The organism is Algoriphagus ratkowskyi, assembly GCF_002150505.1.
Lineage (GTDB): Bacteria > Bacteroidota > Bacteroidia > Cytophagales > Cyclobacteriaceae > Algoriphagus > Algoriphagus ratkowskyi.
Genome location: NZ_MSSV01000024.1, coordinates 60,924 through 78,519 on the forward strand (window position 1 = coordinate 60,924; position 17,596 = coordinate 78,519).

A 17,596-nucleotide genomic window follows, 5' to 3' on the forward strand; every position below is an offset into this window, starting at 1 on the left:
ATTAACGGTAATATCTGTATCACAACTTACAAAAATCACGACTTACCGCTTACTTTTTCCTCAGCCACTACCTTTTACTTATTACCTTCTACTTATTACCTTTCACCTCTTACTTTACACAAACCTAAGCCTTCTCCACACTAACTCTAACTGACTTACTGATCGGTGTATTGCTTTTGTCAGCGTATTCTTGGATGGGAATTAATGGATTTGTTTCTGGGAAATAGGCCGCCAAATTACCTTTTGGGATGTGGTATGGGATAACTAAAAACTGGAAAACCTTACGCTCTTGCCCATCATAATTACTCATGATATTGACCACGTCCATTTTCTTGAGATTCTCCCGAGCCATATCTGATTCATTCATGAAAAGAACCCTGCGCTCATTATGAATGCCTCTATAGCGATCGTTCAAACCATAAATCGTCGTGTTGAACTGATCGTGTGAGCGTATGCTCATCAGCAGGTATTCGTTTTCTTTTAAATTGTGAATGGGAAGATTGGTGTTGCTAAACTGGGCTCTTTGATTCGGGAGGTTTCTAAAATCTAAATCCCGCACATTGTTTGGAAGATAGTATCCAGATCCTTTGGACTTGGTGTTCATGTCCTTGAATCCAGCGATCACCTCGCCAAGTTTCTCACGGAGCAATTCATAATCCGAACCTAGCAACTTCCATTTTACGGGATGATTTCCTTTGAAATAGGCGTTCGCAATTCCTGCTACGATTTCCGGTTCACTTTTGAGGTCATCCGAAATTCGATCAAGGAAGCCCTTGGACTGATGGACAATTCCCATGCTATTTTCCACGGTAAAATGCCGTTGCTTTCCGTCTTTCAGATCCTTGTCAGATCTTCCTAATGTGGGTAAAATCAAAGCTGTCTTACCTGTGATCAAATGACTCCGATTTAGTTTGGTGCTGATCTGCACCGTGAGATCACAGTTTTGAAGTGCTTTGGCTGTGTATTCTGTATCAGAAGCGGCAGATACAAAATTCCCTCCTAAGGCTATGAAAACCTTAGCCTTGCCTTCATGCATGGCAGGAATCGCTTTGACTACATCTACTCCTTCATGATCAGGGGCGTCGAAACCAAAGGTGTTTTTGATCGACGCATTCAGTTCTTTGGACACATAGTGCATGATGCCGACGGTTCTGTCGCCTTGCACATTGCTATGCCCTCGCACTGGGCAGGTCCCCGCTCCAGGTTTGCCCAGACTTCCTTTCAACAAAAGTAGATTGACGCATTCCTTGGCATTTTCTACACCATTTTTATGCTGAGTGAGTCCCATCGCCCAGCAGATGATGATTTTGTTTTTCTTGGCTAAAAGAGCAACTGCTTCGTCAATCAATTTCTCGTCCACGCCACAGAGTTCTAGTAGCTCCTTTTCTGTATGCTTGTCCAGATGTGCCAAAAGTGATTCGTAGCCTTCGGTGTACTTCTCGATAAATTCATGGTCGAATACCTTCGAGTTCACTTTGTCCAAAGCAGCCAGCTTTTTCTCAATCAGTTTTAACAGCGAGACATCCTGATTGATTTTTACCTGAAGAAAAACATCAGTCAATCCGTGTCCATTGAGCAACATTCCACTGAATTCCTGTGGGTTTCTAAATCGAATCAGACCAGCTTCCTGAAGAGGGTTGATACAGATGATTTTACCCCCGTTACTTTTGCATTTTTCTAGTGCAGAAAGCATTCTTGGATGATTCGTTCCTGGATTTTGACCCATGACAATGACCACTTCAGCTTTATCAAAGTCTTCGAGTTTCACGGAGCCTTTTCCTATTCCAAGCGTTTCAGAAAGTCCGACTCCGCTGGATTCATGGCACATATTGGAGCAATCAGGCATATTGTTCGTGCCAAAAGCTCTGACGAAAAGTCCGTATAAAAATGCTGCTTCGTTACTCGATCTTCCAGAAGTGTAGAAGATGGCTTCGTCAGGACTGGCTAGAGCATGAAGATGATCTGAGATCACTCTAAAAGCTTCTTCCCAAGTGCATTCTTCATAGTGATTTGAGCTTGGTTTCAAGATCATTGGAGCTACCAAGCGACCACTTTGCCCGATTTTATAGTCTGACCAACTCGATATTTCTTGCACAGAATAGTTTGAGAAAAATGCATTATCCACCACTTTGGAAGTGGCTTCTTCTGCCAGAGCCTTTGCTCCATTTTCGCAGTATTCTCCAAGTTTGGATCTGTTTTCAGGATCTGGCCATGCGCATCCTGGACAGTCAAAACCATCTTCCTGGTTCATATGTGCAAGTGTCTGGAAGGACTTGATCACGCCCATTTCCTTAAAAGTGTGCTGAAGAGCTACTTTTACGCCAATGAGTCCTGCAGCATAAAGAGCTGGTTTCTTCAAGTCAATTCCAGTAAATTCTTTGGAGCTTTGGGTTTGGATATTCTTTCGTCTGGATGCGGACATGAAATTGTTTTTTGCGACCTCGTTTACTTAAAGTTAAAGAAATATCAAAACTGCTGATCATTCCATAGGCTTAATATGATTATCCACTATGCTACTGTCATACAAATTCAATCAAAAAAAATTGGCAGCTAATAATTAATTCTATGAATAGCTCCGAAGGAGCAAGACTATTCATGACCCTGTACGAAGTGCAGGGCAAAATAATTGTTAGGATTTCGAGCCCTGAAAGGGCGTGACTTTATAGTTCCGCCCTTTCAGGGCTCCTATCATGTATTAGTTCCACCCCCCCGGCTATGCCGAGGGTTATGAATGGTCTCAATCCTTCGGATCTTATTTGTCATAGAAAATTTGACAACTAGCCTGATTCCCTATAATTATTAGGTATAGCAATCAGATTGTATTAATAACAAATTTGTCAGATTTCAGACTTGGTATTTCGCTTAAAGAGAAACTATCCCAATAATTGGATTTAGTTCTTCTTCTGATATATCAGAGAAATTATAGGTTTTAATAAAATAGAATTGATCATTTGACAAATCAAATGGTCTTAGCTTTACAATCTCTTCGTCTTCAATTAAAAAACCATTTGATACATTCACAGAGAAATCTTTTCTAAAAATAACAATTGTATTTAAGAAACTAGTTTGATCTGAGCCAAATTGCTTGGCTGATATGAATTCTGAATTTCAGGCAGAAAATAAAAAAGCGAATTGAGTGCTAACCCAATCCGCTTTGTATATGTGGAATTTGCTTCAGTTAGACAACTGTAATAAATTTCTCTTTTGGAGTACGTACTTTTTTCATGTTGACAAGCCAGTCGCCTTCTTCATTTCTGTAACCAAGTGGTAGCACCACTACACTTCGGAGTCCTTTGGATTTTAGATCCAAAATCTCATCCAATGCCGCTGGGTCAAATCCTTCCATAGGAGTGGAGTCAACTTCCTGCTCAGCTGCAGCGATCAGTGCGGTGCCAAGCGCTATGTAGGCTTGCTTGGCTGCGTGAGTGAAGTTTTCTTCTGCAGTTTTCGCAGTATAGCTTGTCAAAAGCATGTTGCGATAATCATCCGTGACAGAGTCTGGAAGATTTCTCTGCTCATTGTTGTATTTGAATACGCCGTTTATACGCTCAGGAGTGTAATTGTCCCAGGCAGCAAATACAAGTACGTGTGATGCATCTGTGATTTGGCTTTGATTCCAAGCAATAGGCTTGATTTTTTCCTTTACTTCCTGATCAGTGATCACCAAAATCTCGTAAGGCTGCAATCCTGAGGAAGAAGCTGAAAGTCTAATAGCATCTAGGATATAATCTACTTTTTCTTGTGGAACGGGAGTTCCGTTCATTGATTTGGTGGCATATCGCCAATTCAAATTTTCTAATACTTGCATTATAAGTTGGTTCAGTTTTCATACTCCAGATCTAAAGTTAGGAGCCATGATTACTAAACACAGCCAGACACTTAAAGTTCAATGTTTAGGAGATAAATGTATGTACATTCAAATTCTTGTGTAGTTGATTATTTTAAATCATGCTCATATTCCTAAATTAGTGACTAGTCAATTTCTTCTTAAAAAAGATCTTTTTGCCAAAATGAATAATCGCCCAAACAACAAAACCTACGACCAATCCTATTAGAAACTCAGTAATTATTGATGGGATAGCAGGGAATATACCATGCATAAAATCAAGGTTATGAACGAAGATTCCTCCTGACACTAACAGTAGTGCTATGGTTCCGATGATGCCCATGCCTTTAATGATTTTGGGAAGTGCATTGACAAGTATAAGTCCGATTTTGTCTGAGAAACTGTTTTCTCTTTCGTTCATCGCGATCAGCTTATATCCAAATTCATCCATTCTTACTATTAAGGCGACAATACCATATACTCCAACAGTTGCTAATAGCGCTATGACGGACACGACAAGAATCTGTTCTAACAGGGGTTCGGTAATAACTGTGCCTAGCGTAATAATCACGATCTCTATGGAAAGAATAAAGTCTGTAAGAATAGCAGATTTTATCTTCTCTTTTTCTCTGGCAAGGATCTGATCTTCGGTAAGATTTTCATCGATATTTACTACTTTGATGTGTTTGTGAGGGAAGATGTATTCATAAATTTTTTCTGCTCCTTCGTAGGCTAAATAGAGTCCGCCAATTAGTAGCATAATTGTGATGACTGGAGGGATAAATGCACTCAGTAAAAATACGACTGGGAGGATAATTATTTTATTCAGCAGTGATCCTTTCGTGATAGCCCATAGAACTGGAATCTCGCGATCCGACACAAATCCAGAAGCTTTTTCCGCGTTTACCGCCAAATCATCCCCTAAAATCGCAGCAGTTTTTTTTGCTGCGATTTTGCTCATTACAGCCACATCATCCATCAGTACGGCGATATCATCTAGTAATGCAAATAATCCTGAAGCCATTGTTTTTTAAAGTTTGTGAAAATATATTCCTGTAAAGGCAATCGAAAGTGAAGATAGGCTACAGTGACGCTACGAACAAATGTAGATTTCTAGAACGGAAATTTTTTTCGCAGCGCACTAGAATCTGCCTAACTTGAATATTAATACATCTTTTATACCAAAACATATGTCATGATTCGAGTTGCATTAGTTTTATTGTTCGCATTAGGTTTTCATGTTAGTTCCATCTCTCAAACCGTGGGTAAGATCCCCAAGGATGTTCAGCGAATTATTTTTTTGGGAAATAGTATCACCTATTCGGGTCAGTACATAAGTTTTGTGGAGACTTATTTTAGATTGAATCACCCAGACCGGGGTTTGGAATGGATCAATGTGGGATTGCCAAGTGAGACTGTTTCGGGTCTATCTGAGGAGAATCATGCTGGTGGGGCTTTTCCTCGACCAGACTTGCAGGAGCGATTGGATAGAGTGCTTGACCAACTCTCTCCAGACTTGGTGTTTGTAAATTATGGGATGAACGATGGGATTTATTTGCCCCTTGACAGAGAGAGATTTCAAAAATATAAGGATGGAATTAATTGGCTGGATGAGAAGATTAAGGGTATTAATGCTCAAGCAATATTCGTGACTCCTCCTGTTTATGACCCGAAAAAAGGATCTGCATATGCTAATGTGCTAGATAATTATTCGGACTGGTTGCTTTCTAGAAGATATACTGATGGCTGGGAAGTGATAGATATTCACTGGCCGATGCGTAAGTATTTGGAAGATCAACGTGCCTTGGATAGCACATATTTTTTGGCAAAAGATGGAGTGCATCCTGGAGAAATGGGACATTGGTTGATGGCGAAAGAGATTTTACTTGGGTTGGGAGAGGCGGAAGTTCAAGACTTCAATGGTATCCAAGAGGCGATTGCTTCATTTGCCAATGGAGAGGAAATCTTGGCCTTAATTTCACAGCGACAAGTATTACTTCGGGATGCTTGGCTTTCTGCCACGGGTCATCAAAGGCCTGGAATTACTGAGGGGATTTCGCTAAAAGACGCTGAACTTCAGAGTAATGAAATTGAAAGTAAAATTAAGGGGCTTCTTGATGATCAAAAGTAGATTTAACTTTTTTGTATAAATGGGTTCAACGGACCTATATTCTTTTGAGGAAAAGATCCGATTTCAAGCTAAAGAAGAGAAATCAAATTAAATTTGCAGGAAAGAAGGAAGAATCCTGAGAATGGATGTTTCGCATTAAAACATTACCGCATGCCCTATTTAATCAGAAAGGCCAATTTTGCTGACCTGAACTCATTGTTGGAAATGGCAAGGACAGCATTTGTCCAAGCTTTTACCGAAGGAAATAAACTTGAAAACATTAATGCATACTTAGAAGAGGCCTTTACGGAGGAGCAGTTTATTGAAGAAATGGAAAGTCCTGCCTCAGTTTTTTTTCTCCTCGAAATCGATGGGGTGTTAGCAGGTTATGCTAAAGTAAACTTTGTGCCTGCTCAAACCGATTTGCAAGATAATTCAAGTTTGGAGGTAGCAAGACTTTACTTACTAGACCAGTATGTAGGAGCGGGGTATGGCAAGATTTTGTTAAATCATACGATCAACTTTGCGAAGCTGAACAGAAAAAAATACTTGTGGTTGGGAGTATGGGAAAAGAATATTCGGGCGATCAAATTCTACGAAAAGAATGGGTTGAATGTATTTAGCTCTCATCCTTTTCCTTTTGGTAATGAATTACAGACAGATTTCTTAATGCGTATTGATTTTTAATTTTGCGCTAAAGCATAGATTAATTTTTCAATTATCAGACTGTCAAATAGTCTATTTGGAGATATCTATTATAAAAATTGATGACTGATTAATCAAAGCTAAAGTGAAATCAACTTCCATTTCTAACTTGCTGATTTAGTAGATTATAGCATAAAAAAAGGTGACCGTTTGGTCACCTTTTGAATTTATTTATGAATTCTGATCAGAGTGTTTATAAATCTTTCAATTCTCCATTTTCAGCCTTCTTTTGCATTTTCTCATTCGCATAGATAGCTACTTCAACTCGTCTGTTCTGCTGACGACCAGCTTCAGTATCATTAGTAACTTTAGGTTGCATTTCACCATAAGCTGTGATTTCCATTCTTTTTTTAGCGATTCCGTTGGCAGTTAAATAATCCTCTACAGAATAAGCTCTTTTGCGTGAGAGATTCATATTATAATCCTCTGCTCCAGTATCATCAGTATGCCCTGCTATTAGGATGTTTGTGTCTTCATACTTTTTTAATGTCTCAACTAGCTCCAATAAATTTTGCTTGGACATTTCACTCAGATCAGATTTGTTCACTGCGAACATTAGGCCTGAATCAAAAGTAATTTTGATTCCTTCGCCAACACGTTCCACCTCTGCGCCTTCAAGATCACGCTCAAGTTCGTCTGCGGCTTTATCCATTTGATTACCGATAATTGCTCCGGCAGATCCACCAATTGCTGAGCCTATCAATACGCCCACCGCAGTATTTCCTTTTCCAGCGATTACTCCACCGAGTACTCCGCCAGCGGCTCCACCTATTGCTCCGCCTTTCACTGCGTTACTTGATTTACAACTTACAGCACCCAATGTCGTCGTAGCGATCAGGGCAGCCATTAAAAGCTTGTTGGTAGTTTTCATATTCATAGTTTGTTTGATAAAGCTACTTGTTCAATAGCTGTACCATATCTGTATAATGCCAGAGAAAGCCATTAATAATTAAGCTTCCCGGTAAAATATTGCCGAACCTGGGGAATTATAGGTGAATATTATATGCCATAACTCAGAAAAAACCTAGTTTCTAACTGCTCTTTGAAGCTTCTAATCTTTCCTGATCTAATCATCCTATTGTCTAGGACAATTGTATTTTTTACTCATTGGCTCTTGCTCACTATTCGCTCAAGAAATTTTAGAGAAACTTTATCTCTTGTAAAATTTAGCTTCTGTAACCTTGTAAACTCAATGATTGTCTATTGCGTAACAGGAGCCAACGTAGAAATGCATTTGTTTTTCAAAGATGAACATACATTCAACATGGGGTATCGCTCCGAGTTTGTCAGCATCAATCACTGTCCCGATTGTTTTAAAAAGTGGTTGTATAATCTTGCCAATTTTAGAAAATTTGAGAGAAAATAGTTATAAGTTTTTGCCATACAGTTAATAATGATGATCGGATTGCTTGCCAATTGGCTAGAGGTTATTTTTGTGGAAAGCTTATCACATGACAAGATTCAATATTCTACTTCTGATTGCAGTTCTTTCATTTTCTGCTTTTGCTTTTTCACAAGAGAAAAAGGAACCAATAGTCATCTTGATTTCTCTGGATGGTTTCAGGTACGACTATGTAGAGCGATTTCAGCCAGAAAACCTTATTCGATTTATAGCTGATGGGGTAGAAGCGGAGAGCATGATGCCTTCTTTTCCAAGTAAGACTTTTCCAAATCATTATACTATTGCCACCGGACTTAAGCCAGAGCATCATGGGTTAATAGATAATTCATTCTATGACCCAAAGAAAGATCAGACTTATGGAATAGGAAAAAAGGAGCTTGTGCAAGACGGTTCTTGGTACGGTGGAACGCCACTTTGGGTGCTTGCAGAGCAAAATGGAATGGTGGCTGCCAGTTATTTTTTCGTCGGATCTGAAGCAGATATTCAAGGCGTGAGGCCAAGCTATTATCATGATTATGACGGCCGTGTAAGTAACATGACTAGAGTTGCCGAGGTGTTTAAGTGGCTGGAGTTACCTGAGGAAAAAAGGCCGAGATTGATCACGATGTATTTTTCAGATATGGATGATATTGGTCATCGCTATGGCCCGAGTAACGATGAGAAATTATCCTCAGGATTAAAAAAACTAGACCATGAGCTGGGAGCCTTGTTTGAAGGCTTGAAAAGTTACGAATTGGATATCAATGTGGTAATTGTATCAGATCATGGGATGATAGATGTAAGGCCAGAGAATTATTTGAATTTAACGGAATTGACCAAGGGTATTCCGGCGAGAATAGTGAATAGCGGAGCTTTGGCACATGTCTATTTGGAAGATCAGAAAGATAAGGAGCGGGTGATCCGACAATTGGAAGCATCGAAATTTCCGATTCACGTTACAGATGTAGACGATAAGGAGAATTATCAGGATTTGATGTACAAGGATAAGATTGGCGATATTCTGATAATTCCTGCCAAGGATTATTACCTCGCTTGGGAGACTACGCTAACTAGAATTCAGGAAAATTTAAAAAGATTGGACACGAATATATTTGGTGAGCATGGATATAGTCCAGCCTACAAAGACATGCATGCCATCTTTTATGCGAATGGTCCAGCCTTCAAATCAGGATTAGCAATTGAAACTTTTCAGAATATCCACGTGTATCCATTGATATGTAAGATCCTTGGACTTCCGATTCCTGAGAACATCGATGGGAAATTGGAGGTGCTGGAGCCAATTTTAAAAAAATAGAAATAATGGATAAGATTGATATTAGCTCGAGAAAAGAAGTTGATTTTTTGATTCGACGATTTTATGATCAAGTCCGTCAACATGATGTGCTAGGGCCGATTTTCAATGACGTAATTAAAGATTGGGACACACATTTGATCCATCTCAGCGATTTCTGGGAGATGATATTGCTTCAGTCTGGGCCAGGAGCAGGAAAGTTTAATCCAGTGAAAGTTCACCGGCAAGTAGATGCTCAGGTTGATAATAGCATAGAGCAGGCACACTTTGGCAATTGGCTGGAACTCTGGTTTCAGACCTTGGATAAATACTTCGAAGGTGAAAATGCCAACTATGCCAAAGAACATGCAAGAAGGATGGCGCACATGTTATTTATGAGGATTTGGGAAGCGAGGGAGAGGTGATTGTTAGTTTGCAATAAACTGTTTCAGTCGCAGAAAATTGTAAACAGTAAAAAGTGACAGGTGATAAGTGACAGATGAGCAGATTTTTTATAGATTATGCTATCAATAACTTTACCCCAAAATAATGAGAAAAATTTCCTTACTCCTGGTTTTTGTCTTAGTTACATTTTTCACCCAAAGCCAAACCATCAATCTCTTTGATGGGAAAAGTCTGGATGGCTGGTATATGGACGTCCCTGATTTGGAAGCAGACAGTTCGTTGCGTATTCCATTTATCATTCGAGATGGGCTTTTGGTGAGCTTGGGTACGCCACAAGGGCATCTGATCACAGAGACGGAGTATGATAATTACACGCTGGAACTTGATTATAGATTTGCAGGCAAGCCAGGGAATTGTGGAATTCTAGTGCATGCATCCACTCCACGTGCTTTGTATGACATGTTTCCTAAGTCCATAGAAGTCCAGCTCATGCATAGCAATGCGGGAGATTTTTGGTGTATCGAGCAAAACATCGAAGTGGAAGATATGGTGGCTAGACGTGGGCCTAAGGAAGAATGGGGGGTGAATGGCAAGAAGAAAAGGAGAATTATGAATTTGACTGACGACTCAGAGAAGCCCCTTGGCGAGTGGAATCATATCAAGATTGTTTGCAATGCCGACAAAGTAACCGTTTGGCTAAATGGTGATTTGGTCAATGACGGATTCAACGCTACCGCTACTAGAGGGAAAATTGCTTTGCAGGCAGAAGGAGCTGAGGTAGAGTTTAAGAATGTAACCTTGACAGAACTGTAATATCAGCAAGTATATGAGGAGAGAAGGATTAATGTTTTCTATCTAGGAATTTTAAGCTTGAAAAGGTTAAATTAGATTGATCAGATCGGAATGGTCTGATCATCTGGGTTTTACTGGATTTTTTTAAGTTAAAATTTTAGCAATATGAAAAAGTTTTTAACCTTACTTTCTGCCATCGTTTTTTTTGGGTTTTCAGTAGTTGCGCAACAAAAACTACTATTTAAATCTGAGGAAATTCTCGAACTCAGTATGAGTTTTTCTATCAAGAATCTCCGTAGCGATACCAATGACTCTACTTTCATAGATTCATTTCTCATCTATAAGGATTCAGATGGAGCAGAAGACACGTTGGCGGTGGAGCTAAGAGCTCGAGGTAACTTTCGAAAGGCTAATTGCTATTACCCTCCAGTCCGCATGCGCCTCAAAAAGCAGGAAGGCAAGGGGAATATTTTTGATGGGAGCAGAAACTTGAAAATAGTTTTTCCTTGCCAGACGGGAAAAAATGCTGATTCCTATATCGTAAAAGAGTTTTTGTGTTATAAACTCTATGAGCAAGTGAGTGAGTACACTTTTCAAACACGAATGATACGAATCACCTTTGTAAATGAAGATAGAAAAAAGGGTGAATCAGAACAGCTGTTAGGTTTTTTGATAGAAGATGATGATAAAGTTGCTGATAGATTTGGTGGAGAGATTTTGGAAAACAAGAAGATTATCGGAACTGTGTTGGAAGATTCATCGGCGATCAGACATGATCTTTTTCAGTACATGATCGGCAATACCGACTGGTCGAGCATGTATCAGCATAACATGAAAATCCTGAAGCTTAATGGAAAAACTGTTGTTCCCTTGGCCTATGATTTTGATATGACGGGAATGGTTTTACCTCCATATGCTCAGGTCTCCAATCTTGTGAATATAGAGAATGTAAGTCAACGCTTATACCGAGGATTTTGCAGAGATGAACCTATGATGCAGGCTATAAGGCAGGAGTTTTTAAGAAAGGAGTCTTCGCTGTTAGCTGAGATAGCACTTCTTGAGTCCTTGGTGCCAGCCTATGAGATTAAACACATGAATAATTACTTGAATGAATTTTTTCTAATTCTTAAAGATGACAAGCGCTTCGATTTTAATATTATGTCTGCGTGTAGGACAACAGAGTAACCTGGAATAGTTGGCAATTATCTAGGGCGCGGGAATTGATTTTACAGACTTCTGATTTTTTGTCTTAAAACCATCCTTATAAACTTAAATTACGCGCTAGTGGAATACTAAATCACCTAACGAATGGCTTGGAAAAATGAGAAAACCAGTGAGCAAATCGAGGTAGAAAAACTGCGTGATATTGATAAAGAGCTTAGAAAAGCTGATTCAAAGGGTAAAGACACCGCCAAAACTCATGGTGAAATCCTCCGTGATCAAATCATAGATGCCCAAGAAACTTACAATAAAAGTCCTCATAGTATTTTCACAAGCTCATTAACTGCAGGTCTGGAGATCGGATTTAGTTACTTAATGCTTTGTTCACTTTATTTCTTTCTGATAGGCAAAGTGGATGACAGTTCCATTATTAGAATCACAGCATTAGTATATCCTTTGGGTTTTATTTTGGTGGTTTTAGGGCAAAGTATACTATTTACAGAGCAAACTGCGCTTCTCACACTTCCTGTGTTGAATAAGAAAAGGTCGGTAGGGAGTATGCTTAGACTGTGGGGAATAGTGATTGCGGGCAACCTTGTAGGTGGATATTTGATCTCTGGTATATTACTTTGGCTGGGGCCACATTTGGGGATTTTCACCAAAGAAGTGGTAGTCACTATTGCAAAGCATGTGATCTATCCGCCAACATCTGTGATCTTCGTAAGTGCGATTGTGGCAGGATGGCTGATGGGTTTGCTTTCTTGGCTACTGGCTTCTTCCAGAGATACGATCAGCAGAATCGTGATGATATTTATGATCACGGCGGTGATGTCATTCACAGGTTTGCATCATAGCATCATTGGGAGTGTGGAGGTGTTCTCGGGCATGTTGAGTTCTCCTGATATTTCAGGTTGGAATTATGTTTCGTTCCAAAGTACAGCCTTACTTGGGAATGCTTTTGGCGGCGCGATCTTCGTTGCTTTGCTGAAGTATAGAGCCTTCGTATTCAATATCATAGCTAGAAGTTGAGTTTTGGAAAAATTAACTTAGTGCATTAGTTTGAGCTAATTATCTTGGAAGATGAAAAGATTTTTACTTCCATTTCTATTTTGTCTAGGCTTATATTCTTGTGGTGAAAAGGATAAGGAGATTTCTGGAAATACTGCTGACTTTCGGTTTGAAATTGTTGATTCGATGAGGATTGATTACTTGGGGAATTTGTGGATAATAGATTTCGATTCAGGTAGTCAAAGTTATTTAGCTAGAGGAAATCGCGATATGGAATTCATCATCTTAGATAGAGATGGGCTGACAAGATCAACTCTTGACTTTCCTTCTGATGGACCTTACGCATTGAATGGATGGTTAAATCCGATTGGATTGAGAGATGGGCAGATAGAATTTCAACTGTCGAATCAGGGCTTTTTTAGATACGATTTTAATGGAAATAGAATTTGGCGCTATGAGCTACCATTTGATTATTTCTATATAAGTGAATTGTCTGGTGACCCAATTTACCCTTTGGGAGATGAGATTGCATTTATCCGTCCTGAACGGGCTGAGGTCGTTACAGACCAATCATTGAAAAGCATATTCGAAGGGATTTATGGTCAGCCAATTATGCAAGTATTCGATACGGTTTCAAATAGAAGTCGGGAGACAATGGCCTTTCCTCCAAACTCAATGTACAGCGATGGTAATTTTTATTTTTGGATGTTTCCAACTGTAATTCAATCTGGAAAAGAATGGCTTTTTTTTTCAGAAATGAACTGAAATTCTGGGTTTATACAGAATCGGGCGGTGAAGTAAACTTCAATAGAGAAGTGAGTTTGGAGGTGCATGATGCAGTCAAACCTATAGGCGTTCTCTTCGAACAAGAAGAGATGTACAATTCAATTACCAAAAATAATTTTCCAGGTACAATCCGGGAAATCTATAAATCAACCGACAAAACATTCATGATTTATACCAAGGGTATTTCAGAAGTGTTAACTCGAGAAATCAATCGCGATGAACCAGATGGACAAAGAGAACTGGAGAAGCTTTGAAAGTATTTTGTTTCAGTTTTCGATAGTGAGATTCACTTAATCCAGAATGAAATACCTGTGCCATCGGGTTTGATGTTTACTGCAATATTAACTAAGGAGGAAGAAATTTTGGCGTTAAAGCATCCAGACTTTTTTGAATCGGAGGATGATTTTGTGATCTATTATAAATTGAAAGTTCTAAATTAAGTACATGAGAAAAAATCATGTCATTTTATTGCTGCTTTTTGGTGGGTTGAGCTTATTGCAAAGTTGTGGCTCTGGTCAAGAAAAGATTACTACTCCCCAAGAATTGGTGTCAGATGGACAGTTGGTTTCACTGCCGATAGATAGTCAGACTTCAAATGTAAGTGATGGGTTAGTTCCTTTTCAGGATGAAAATGGGAGCTGGCTTTTCAATGTGAATCACACGAATAACGAAATTCAGCTGTATGATCTTGAATCCAAAAAAATGGAAAAGAGGATGGTTTTCGATATGGAAGGACCTGAGGGAGTAGATTATATTTCAGGAATCCATGTGCAAAGTCTAGATAGTATTTTTCTTTTTGGGTATCCCACGCGCAATCTTCACCTTACTGATACGAGTGGACGCATCAATGCCAAGCATAAATATCAACCTCCACTAAGTTATTTGGCTGCCTTTGTACACAACTCTCACTATATCTATACCCCTATATTGAGCGGTAACAAACTGTTAGTGAATACAAAGTTTGAAGGAGATATGAGGACCATTGCAGATGACACCCTAGCTTCTAAGTCATTAAGCTATACGATTGACTTGAAGAGTTCAGAAGTGAATCTACTACCTATGACTTGGCCAAAAGGTTATAATGCATCTGGTTCAAAACTGTTGGAATTTAGCATGGCTTCTGATGGTGAAAAATTGGTTTATTCTCTTGTAGCGGATCATAACTTATACCATACTGATTTGAAAGGGAATCTTATAAAGACTGTAGATGCTAAAAGCCAGTATGTAGAGCAAAGCTTTCCTAGTTTTAATGAGGCGACTGATCGTTTTAACACAATGAAATATGTATTTGCCTCAGATCGCTACGAGCGCATTTTGTATGATGAATATCGAGGAGTTTATTACCGCTTTGTTTTCCCTAAAGTAGAAGTGCAAAACGAAGAGGAAATCAATCAGCTCAGGAGATTTCCAAGGAAGTTTGCAGTGATGATTTTGGATAAAGACTTGAATGTGCTGGGAGAAACTCTAATGCCTGAAAACACCTACTATCCAGGTAATTCATTCGTGAGTAAGGATGGCTTATTCATCTCCATATCTCATCCTGATAATCCCAAAAACGAGGAGGATCTGATGAGTTTTGAAGTGTTTAAGCTGAAGGAGCTGAAGTGATTTTTTAACTTAAAGCTTCTCGGTGAGAATAGCCATAACGGTAGTGATTCCTTCTTTATAATTCCCTAATCTGATATTCTCGTTTGGGCTGTGTTGATTGTTATCCGCATTAACCGTGGGAATAGTTACCGCTGGGATTCCAAGAGCATCCACAAAAGGAGAAATAGGGATAGATCCACCGGAGATACGGATTTGCACAGGATCCTTTCCAAAAGCTCTATTCATAGCTGATCTCAGCCAAGCCCCAGCTTCAGAGTCCATTGGTGTTCTGAATGCCTGATATGAAATAGAGTAGTTCATCCGGACGATTTTCGGATACTTCATCCTTTCCTCATCGGATGGATCACTATCCAAAATATGGAATCCTTGATCTTCAATATGTTTTTGAATTAGGGTAAACAAACGCTCAGGATCCGATTCTGGAACCAATCTCACGTCGATCTCGGCCACTGCTGTTGCTGGCACTATAGTTCTAGCTTCTTTACCAACCCAAGCAGATTCCATTCCGCGAATATTCAGTGAAGGATATTGAATGCTCTCCTGATAGCTTAGGCCGACTTGGTCAGTTCTTCCAATTCCTAATTTTGCACGTATCGCATTTTCATCATCGGGGACTTGAGCAAGAATCTTTTTCTCAGACTCAGTCAGCTTTATACCATCGTAAAAGCCAGGAATTGTAACTATCCCATTTACATCTTTCATGGATGCCAAAAGCTGAGCCAGAAGAAATGCTGGATTTGGCGCATAATTGCCGTAATGACCGCTGTGCTGTGGAAGTTTGGGACCATAAGTGGTAAGCGTCATTTCTGAGATTCCACGAGCTCCATAACTCAACGTTGGTTCATTGCTCGTGTGTCGAGGTCCATCCATGATGAGCATCATGTCGGCGGTCAGCTTATTCTTGTATTTTAAAACGGCTGCTGGCAAGCTTGGCGAACCTTGTTCTTCTTCAAAATCCAGAATGATTTTAATATTGTAGTTGGGGGAAATGCCAGCCTCTTGTAGCGCATCCCATCCCGTCAAAAACATCGCAATTGGACCTTTATCATCTGAGGTAGATCGACCAAAAATTCTCCAATCCGCATCATACCCAGATGTTAGATTTTCTGTTGGAATGATTTCCCATTCCCCTGAATCATTTTGACTTTTTAATACCGGAATATAAGGATCAGGCTGATTCCACTTGCTACGATCTACTGCTTGACCGTCCATATGGAAATAGAAAAGTGCTGTTTTTTCTGCTTTAGGTTGACTTTTACTCACAAGAAGAAGTGGAATTCCATCGGTTTCCAGTAATTCGGATTGCCAACCTCTTTTTTCAAATTCCTGCTCACACCATTCTATGTTTACAGAAATTTGTTCTGGATAAGCTGCGTCGTTTGGCATCTTAACAATTTCCTGAAGTAGGTGCAAACCGTGCTGCCAAGATTTCTCAGTGAGCGCTTCCAACGCTTCTTTAGATGGTGTTTGTGAGAAAGTAGGTAAAGTTAAAAATATAGCGGATAAAACAAGTAGCGCTTTTCTCATCGGAACATGGGTTGATTGATAGTGAATAAATAGGTCCTTTATTGGTTTGAATTTAGTCTTTAAGTATATCCCCCTTTGCACCTGTAAAGTATAAAACGCAGATAAATTTGATGTTAAACACTGCAATTGACGCTACTTCAGTCACCCGACATCAATCTCTCGATAGTTATCGGGACAGCCTGAGAAGCAAAGGAAATAATGGTACAGGCAGGATTAAGTATAATCATAATAATCTTTTAGCCGTCTCTGTTATTTCCTTTCCCTCCAAAATAAACTTCTCATACACATTTGAGCTGACGTACATCATCGAATCCCCGACTTCGGCAAGTGTATTGAATGCGTTTGGATACAGCGCTCTGCCGATAGGGTACATCCAAGCACCGTACTTGTAATAGGAAAGCACATGCAAAGCTCCTTCCATTGGCTTCATCATACCAGGCCTGTAGGCAAAGACATTTTTGAAAGGCAATTTTCTTAAATCGTTTTCTGTTTTGCCTTTCACTCTAGCCCAATGAGATCTGCCCTTTTCAGTACTGTCAGTTCCTTGTCCTGAAAGGTAGGTGAAAGTCATCTCTGGATTCAACTTCGCTAGTGTTGATGCAAATGCTAAAGTGAGTTTATAAGTGATCTTTTCGTATTGCTCTTTACTGATTCCAATGGACGAAATTCCCGCGCAAAAGTAACAGGCATCAAATCCAATTAGTTGATTTTCTATAGCAGCAAGATCGGTGAAATCGGAATGAATAATCTCAACAAGCTTCGGGTGCTGATGTCCATTTGGCTTTCGGCTGATCGCCAACACTTTTTCAACACTTGGATTGTCTAGACAGCGCTGCATCACACCTTCGCCAACCATTCCTGTTGTACCTGTGATGATGATTTTAAGTCCCATGGTTTTTATGATTTGGCGGGTGTCAGATGTTCGATGTCCGGTGTTGCCGCATCGTAAAGTTTAGCCAATCCTTTGATGTTTAAGTGTATTTGATATTGTAGAAT

Annotated in this window: 16 protein-coding genes; 10 read left to right on the forward strand and 6 right to left on the reverse strand. The window is 39.6% G+C overall.

Annotation, left to right across the window (positions count from 1 at the left end; all coding sequences use genetic code 11):
* Positions 1–124: 124 nt before the first annotated feature.
* The 3 genes from BVH02_RS18785 to BVH02_RS18795 form a co-directional block, all read right to left on the reverse strand.
* Positions 125–2,422, reverse strand: coding sequence for an FdhF/YdeP family oxidoreductase (locus BVH02_RS18785; RefSeq protein ID WP_086503009.1), 2,298 nt, complete (start codon positions 2,420–2,422; stop codon positions 125–127).
* A 756-nt stretch (positions 2,423–3,178) separates the two neighbouring features.
* Complete coding sequence (locus tag BVH02_RS18790; RefSeq protein ID WP_086503010.1) at positions 3,179–3,808, reverse strand: NAD(P)H-dependent oxidoreductase; 630 nt, start codon at positions 3,806–3,808, stop codon at positions 3,179–3,181.
* Between the two features lie 157 nt (positions 3,809–3,965).
* Complete coding sequence (locus BVH02_RS18795) at positions 3,966–4,850, reverse strand: DUF808 domain-containing protein (protein ID WP_086503011.1); 885 nt, start codon at positions 4,848–4,850, stop codon at positions 3,966–3,968.
* Between the two features lie 171 nt (positions 4,851–5,021).
* On the opposite strand from BVH02_RS18795, the gene BVH02_RS18800 reads away from it, so the two are divergent.
* Together BVH02_RS18800 and BVH02_RS18805 are read left to right on the forward strand one after the other, a co-directional pair.
* Positions 5,022–5,957 (forward strand): SGNH/GDSL hydrolase family protein, encoded by a 936-nt coding sequence (locus tag BVH02_RS18800; RefSeq protein ID WP_086503012.1) that lies wholly within the window; start codon positions 5,022–5,024, stop codon positions 5,955–5,957.
* 150 nt (positions 5,958–6,107) lie between these two features.
* Entirely contained in the window at positions 6,108–6,623 is a 516-nt protein-coding gene (locus BVH02_RS18805) for a GNAT family N-acetyltransferase (RefSeq protein WP_086503013.1), read from the forward strand.
* Between the two features lie 211 nt (positions 6,624–6,834).
* Here BVH02_RS18805 and BVH02_RS18810 read toward each other — a convergent pair whose 3' ends face one another.
* Positions 6,835–7,512 carry an OmpA family protein gene (locus BVH02_RS18810; protein WP_086503027.1) on the reverse strand — a complete coding sequence of 226 codons (678 nt, stop codon included), beginning with the start codon at positions 7,510–7,512 and terminating at the stop codon, positions 6,835–6,837.
* 580 nt (positions 7,513–8,092) lie between these two features.
* Here BVH02_RS18810 and BVH02_RS18815 point away from each other — a divergent pair.
* The 8 genes from BVH02_RS18815 (at position 8,093) to BVH02_RS18850 (ending at position 15,073) form a co-directional block, all read left to right on the forward strand.
* Complete coding sequence (locus tag BVH02_RS18815) at positions 8,093–9,337, forward strand: alkaline phosphatase family protein (RefSeq protein ID WP_086503014.1); 1,245 nt, start codon at positions 8,093–8,095, stop codon at positions 9,335–9,337.
* Positions 9,338–9,342: 5 nt separating this feature from the next.
* Positions 9,343–9,738 (forward strand): group III truncated hemoglobin, encoded by a 396-nt coding sequence (locus BVH02_RS18820; RefSeq protein ID WP_086503015.1) that lies wholly within the window; start codon positions 9,343–9,345, stop codon positions 9,736–9,738.
* 124 nt (positions 9,739–9,862) lie between these two features.
* Entirely contained in the window at positions 9,863–10,531 is a 669-nt protein-coding gene (locus BVH02_RS18825; protein WP_086503016.1) for a 3-keto-disaccharide hydrolase, read from the forward strand.
* Positions 10,532–10,675: 144 nt separating this feature from the next.
* Positions 10,676–11,695 carry a hypothetical protein gene (locus BVH02_RS18830; protein ID WP_086503017.1) on the forward strand — a complete coding sequence of 340 codons (1,020 nt, stop codon included), beginning with the start codon at positions 10,676–10,678 and terminating at the stop codon, positions 11,693–11,695.
* Between the two features lie 123 nt (positions 11,696–11,818).
* The gene (locus tag BVH02_RS18835; protein ID WP_086503018.1) at positions 11,819–12,700 is read left to right on the forward strand and encodes a formate/nitrite transporter family protein; all 882 of its coding nucleotides are present in this window, start codon (positions 11,819–11,821) and stop codon (positions 12,698–12,700) included.
* A 51-nt stretch (positions 12,701–12,751) separates the two neighbouring features.
* Positions 12,752–13,444, forward strand: coding sequence for a hypothetical protein (locus BVH02_RS18840; RefSeq protein WP_086503019.1), 693 nt, complete (start codon positions 12,752–12,754; stop codon positions 13,442–13,444).
* Positions 13,417–13,719 carry a hypothetical protein gene (locus BVH02_RS18845; protein ID WP_086503020.1) on the forward strand — a complete coding sequence of 101 codons (303 nt, stop codon included), beginning with the start codon at positions 13,417–13,419 and terminating at the stop codon, positions 13,717–13,719. Before BVH02_RS18840 ends, BVH02_RS18845 begins: the two co-directional genes overlap by 28 nt.
* Positions 13,720–13,909: 190 nt before the next feature.
* Positions 13,910–15,073 (forward strand): DUF4221 family protein, encoded by a 1,164-nt coding sequence (locus BVH02_RS18850; RefSeq protein ID WP_086503021.1) that lies wholly within the window; start codon positions 13,910–13,912, stop codon positions 15,071–15,073.
* A 9-nt stretch (positions 15,074–15,082) separates the two neighbouring features.
* Here BVH02_RS18850 and BVH02_RS18855 read toward each other — a convergent pair whose 3' ends face one another.
* Both BVH02_RS18855 and BVH02_RS18860 read right to left on the reverse strand, forming a co-directional pair.
* Positions 15,083–16,600: a M20/M25/M40 family metallo-hydrolase gene (locus BVH02_RS18855; protein ID WP_086503022.1), complete on the reverse strand. Its 1,518-nt coding sequence runs from the start codon at positions 16,598–16,600 to the stop codon at positions 15,083–15,085.
* A gap of 223 nt (positions 16,601–16,823) precedes the next feature.
* On the reverse strand, positions 16,824–17,492 hold the full coding sequence (locus tag BVH02_RS18860; RefSeq protein WP_086503023.1) for an NAD-dependent epimerase/dehydratase family protein: 669 nt from the start codon (positions 17,490–17,492) through the stop codon (positions 16,824–16,826).
* Positions 17,493–17,596 lie beyond the last annotated feature (104 nt).

What these genes read in the sequence shown, in the direction of transcription:
- BVH02_RS18785 (WP_086503009.1), bottom strand. Translation starts at nt 2,422, where the DNA reads ATGTCCGCATCCAGACGAAAGAATATCCAAACCCAAAGCTCCAAAGAA.
- BVH02_RS18790 (WP_086503010.1), bottom strand. Translation starts at nt 3,808, where the DNA reads ATGCAAGTATTAGAAAATTTGAATTGGCGATATGCCACCAAATCAATG.
- BVH02_RS18795 (WP_086503011.1), bottom strand. Translation starts at nt 4,850, where the DNA reads ATGGCTTCAGGATTATTTGCATTACTAGATGATATCGCCGTACTGATG.
- BVH02_RS18800 (WP_086503012.1), top strand. Translation starts at nt 5,022, where the DNA reads ATGATTCGAGTTGCATTAGTTTTATTGTTCGCATTAGGTTTTCATGTT.
- BVH02_RS18805 (WP_086503013.1), top strand. Translation starts at nt 6,108, where the DNA reads ATGCCCTATTTAATCAGAAAGGCCAATTTTGCTGACCTGAACTCATTG.
- BVH02_RS18810 (WP_086503027.1), bottom strand. Translation starts at nt 7,512, where the DNA reads ATGAAAACTACCAACAAGCTTTTAATGGCTGCCCTGATCGCTACGACG.
- BVH02_RS18815 (WP_086503014.1), top strand. Translation starts at nt 8,093, where the DNA reads ATGACAAGATTCAATATTCTACTTCTGATTGCAGTTCTTTCATTTTCT.
- BVH02_RS18820 (WP_086503015.1), top strand. Translation starts at nt 9,343, where the DNA reads ATGGATAAGATTGATATTAGCTCGAGAAAAGAAGTTGATTTTTTGATT.
- BVH02_RS18825 (WP_086503016.1), top strand. Translation starts at nt 9,863, where the DNA reads ATGAGAAAAATTTCCTTACTCCTGGTTTTTGTCTTAGTTACATTTTTC.
- BVH02_RS18830 (WP_086503017.1), top strand. Translation starts at nt 10,676, where the DNA reads ATGAAAAAGTTTTTAACCTTACTTTCTGCCATCGTTTTTTTTGGGTTT.
- BVH02_RS18835 (WP_086503018.1), top strand. Translation starts at nt 11,819, where the DNA reads ATGGCTTGGAAAAATGAGAAAACCAGTGAGCAAATCGAGGTAGAAAAA.
- BVH02_RS18840 (WP_086503019.1), top strand. Translation starts at nt 12,752, where the DNA reads ATGAAAAGATTTTTACTTCCATTTCTATTTTGTCTAGGCTTATATTCT.
- BVH02_RS18845 (WP_086503020.1), top strand. Translation starts at nt 13,417, where the DNA reads ATGGCTTTTTTTTTCAGAAATGAACTGAAATTCTGGGTTTATACAGAA.
- BVH02_RS18850 (WP_086503021.1), top strand. Translation starts at nt 13,910, where the DNA reads ATGAGAAAAAATCATGTCATTTTATTGCTGCTTTTTGGTGGGTTGAGC.
- BVH02_RS18855 (WP_086503022.1), bottom strand. Translation starts at nt 16,600, where the DNA reads ATGAGAAAAGCGCTACTTGTTTTATCCGCTATATTTTTAACTTTACCT.
- BVH02_RS18860 (WP_086503023.1), bottom strand. Translation starts at nt 17,492, where the DNA reads ATGGGACTTAAAATCATCATCACAGGTACAACAGGAATGGTTGGCGAA.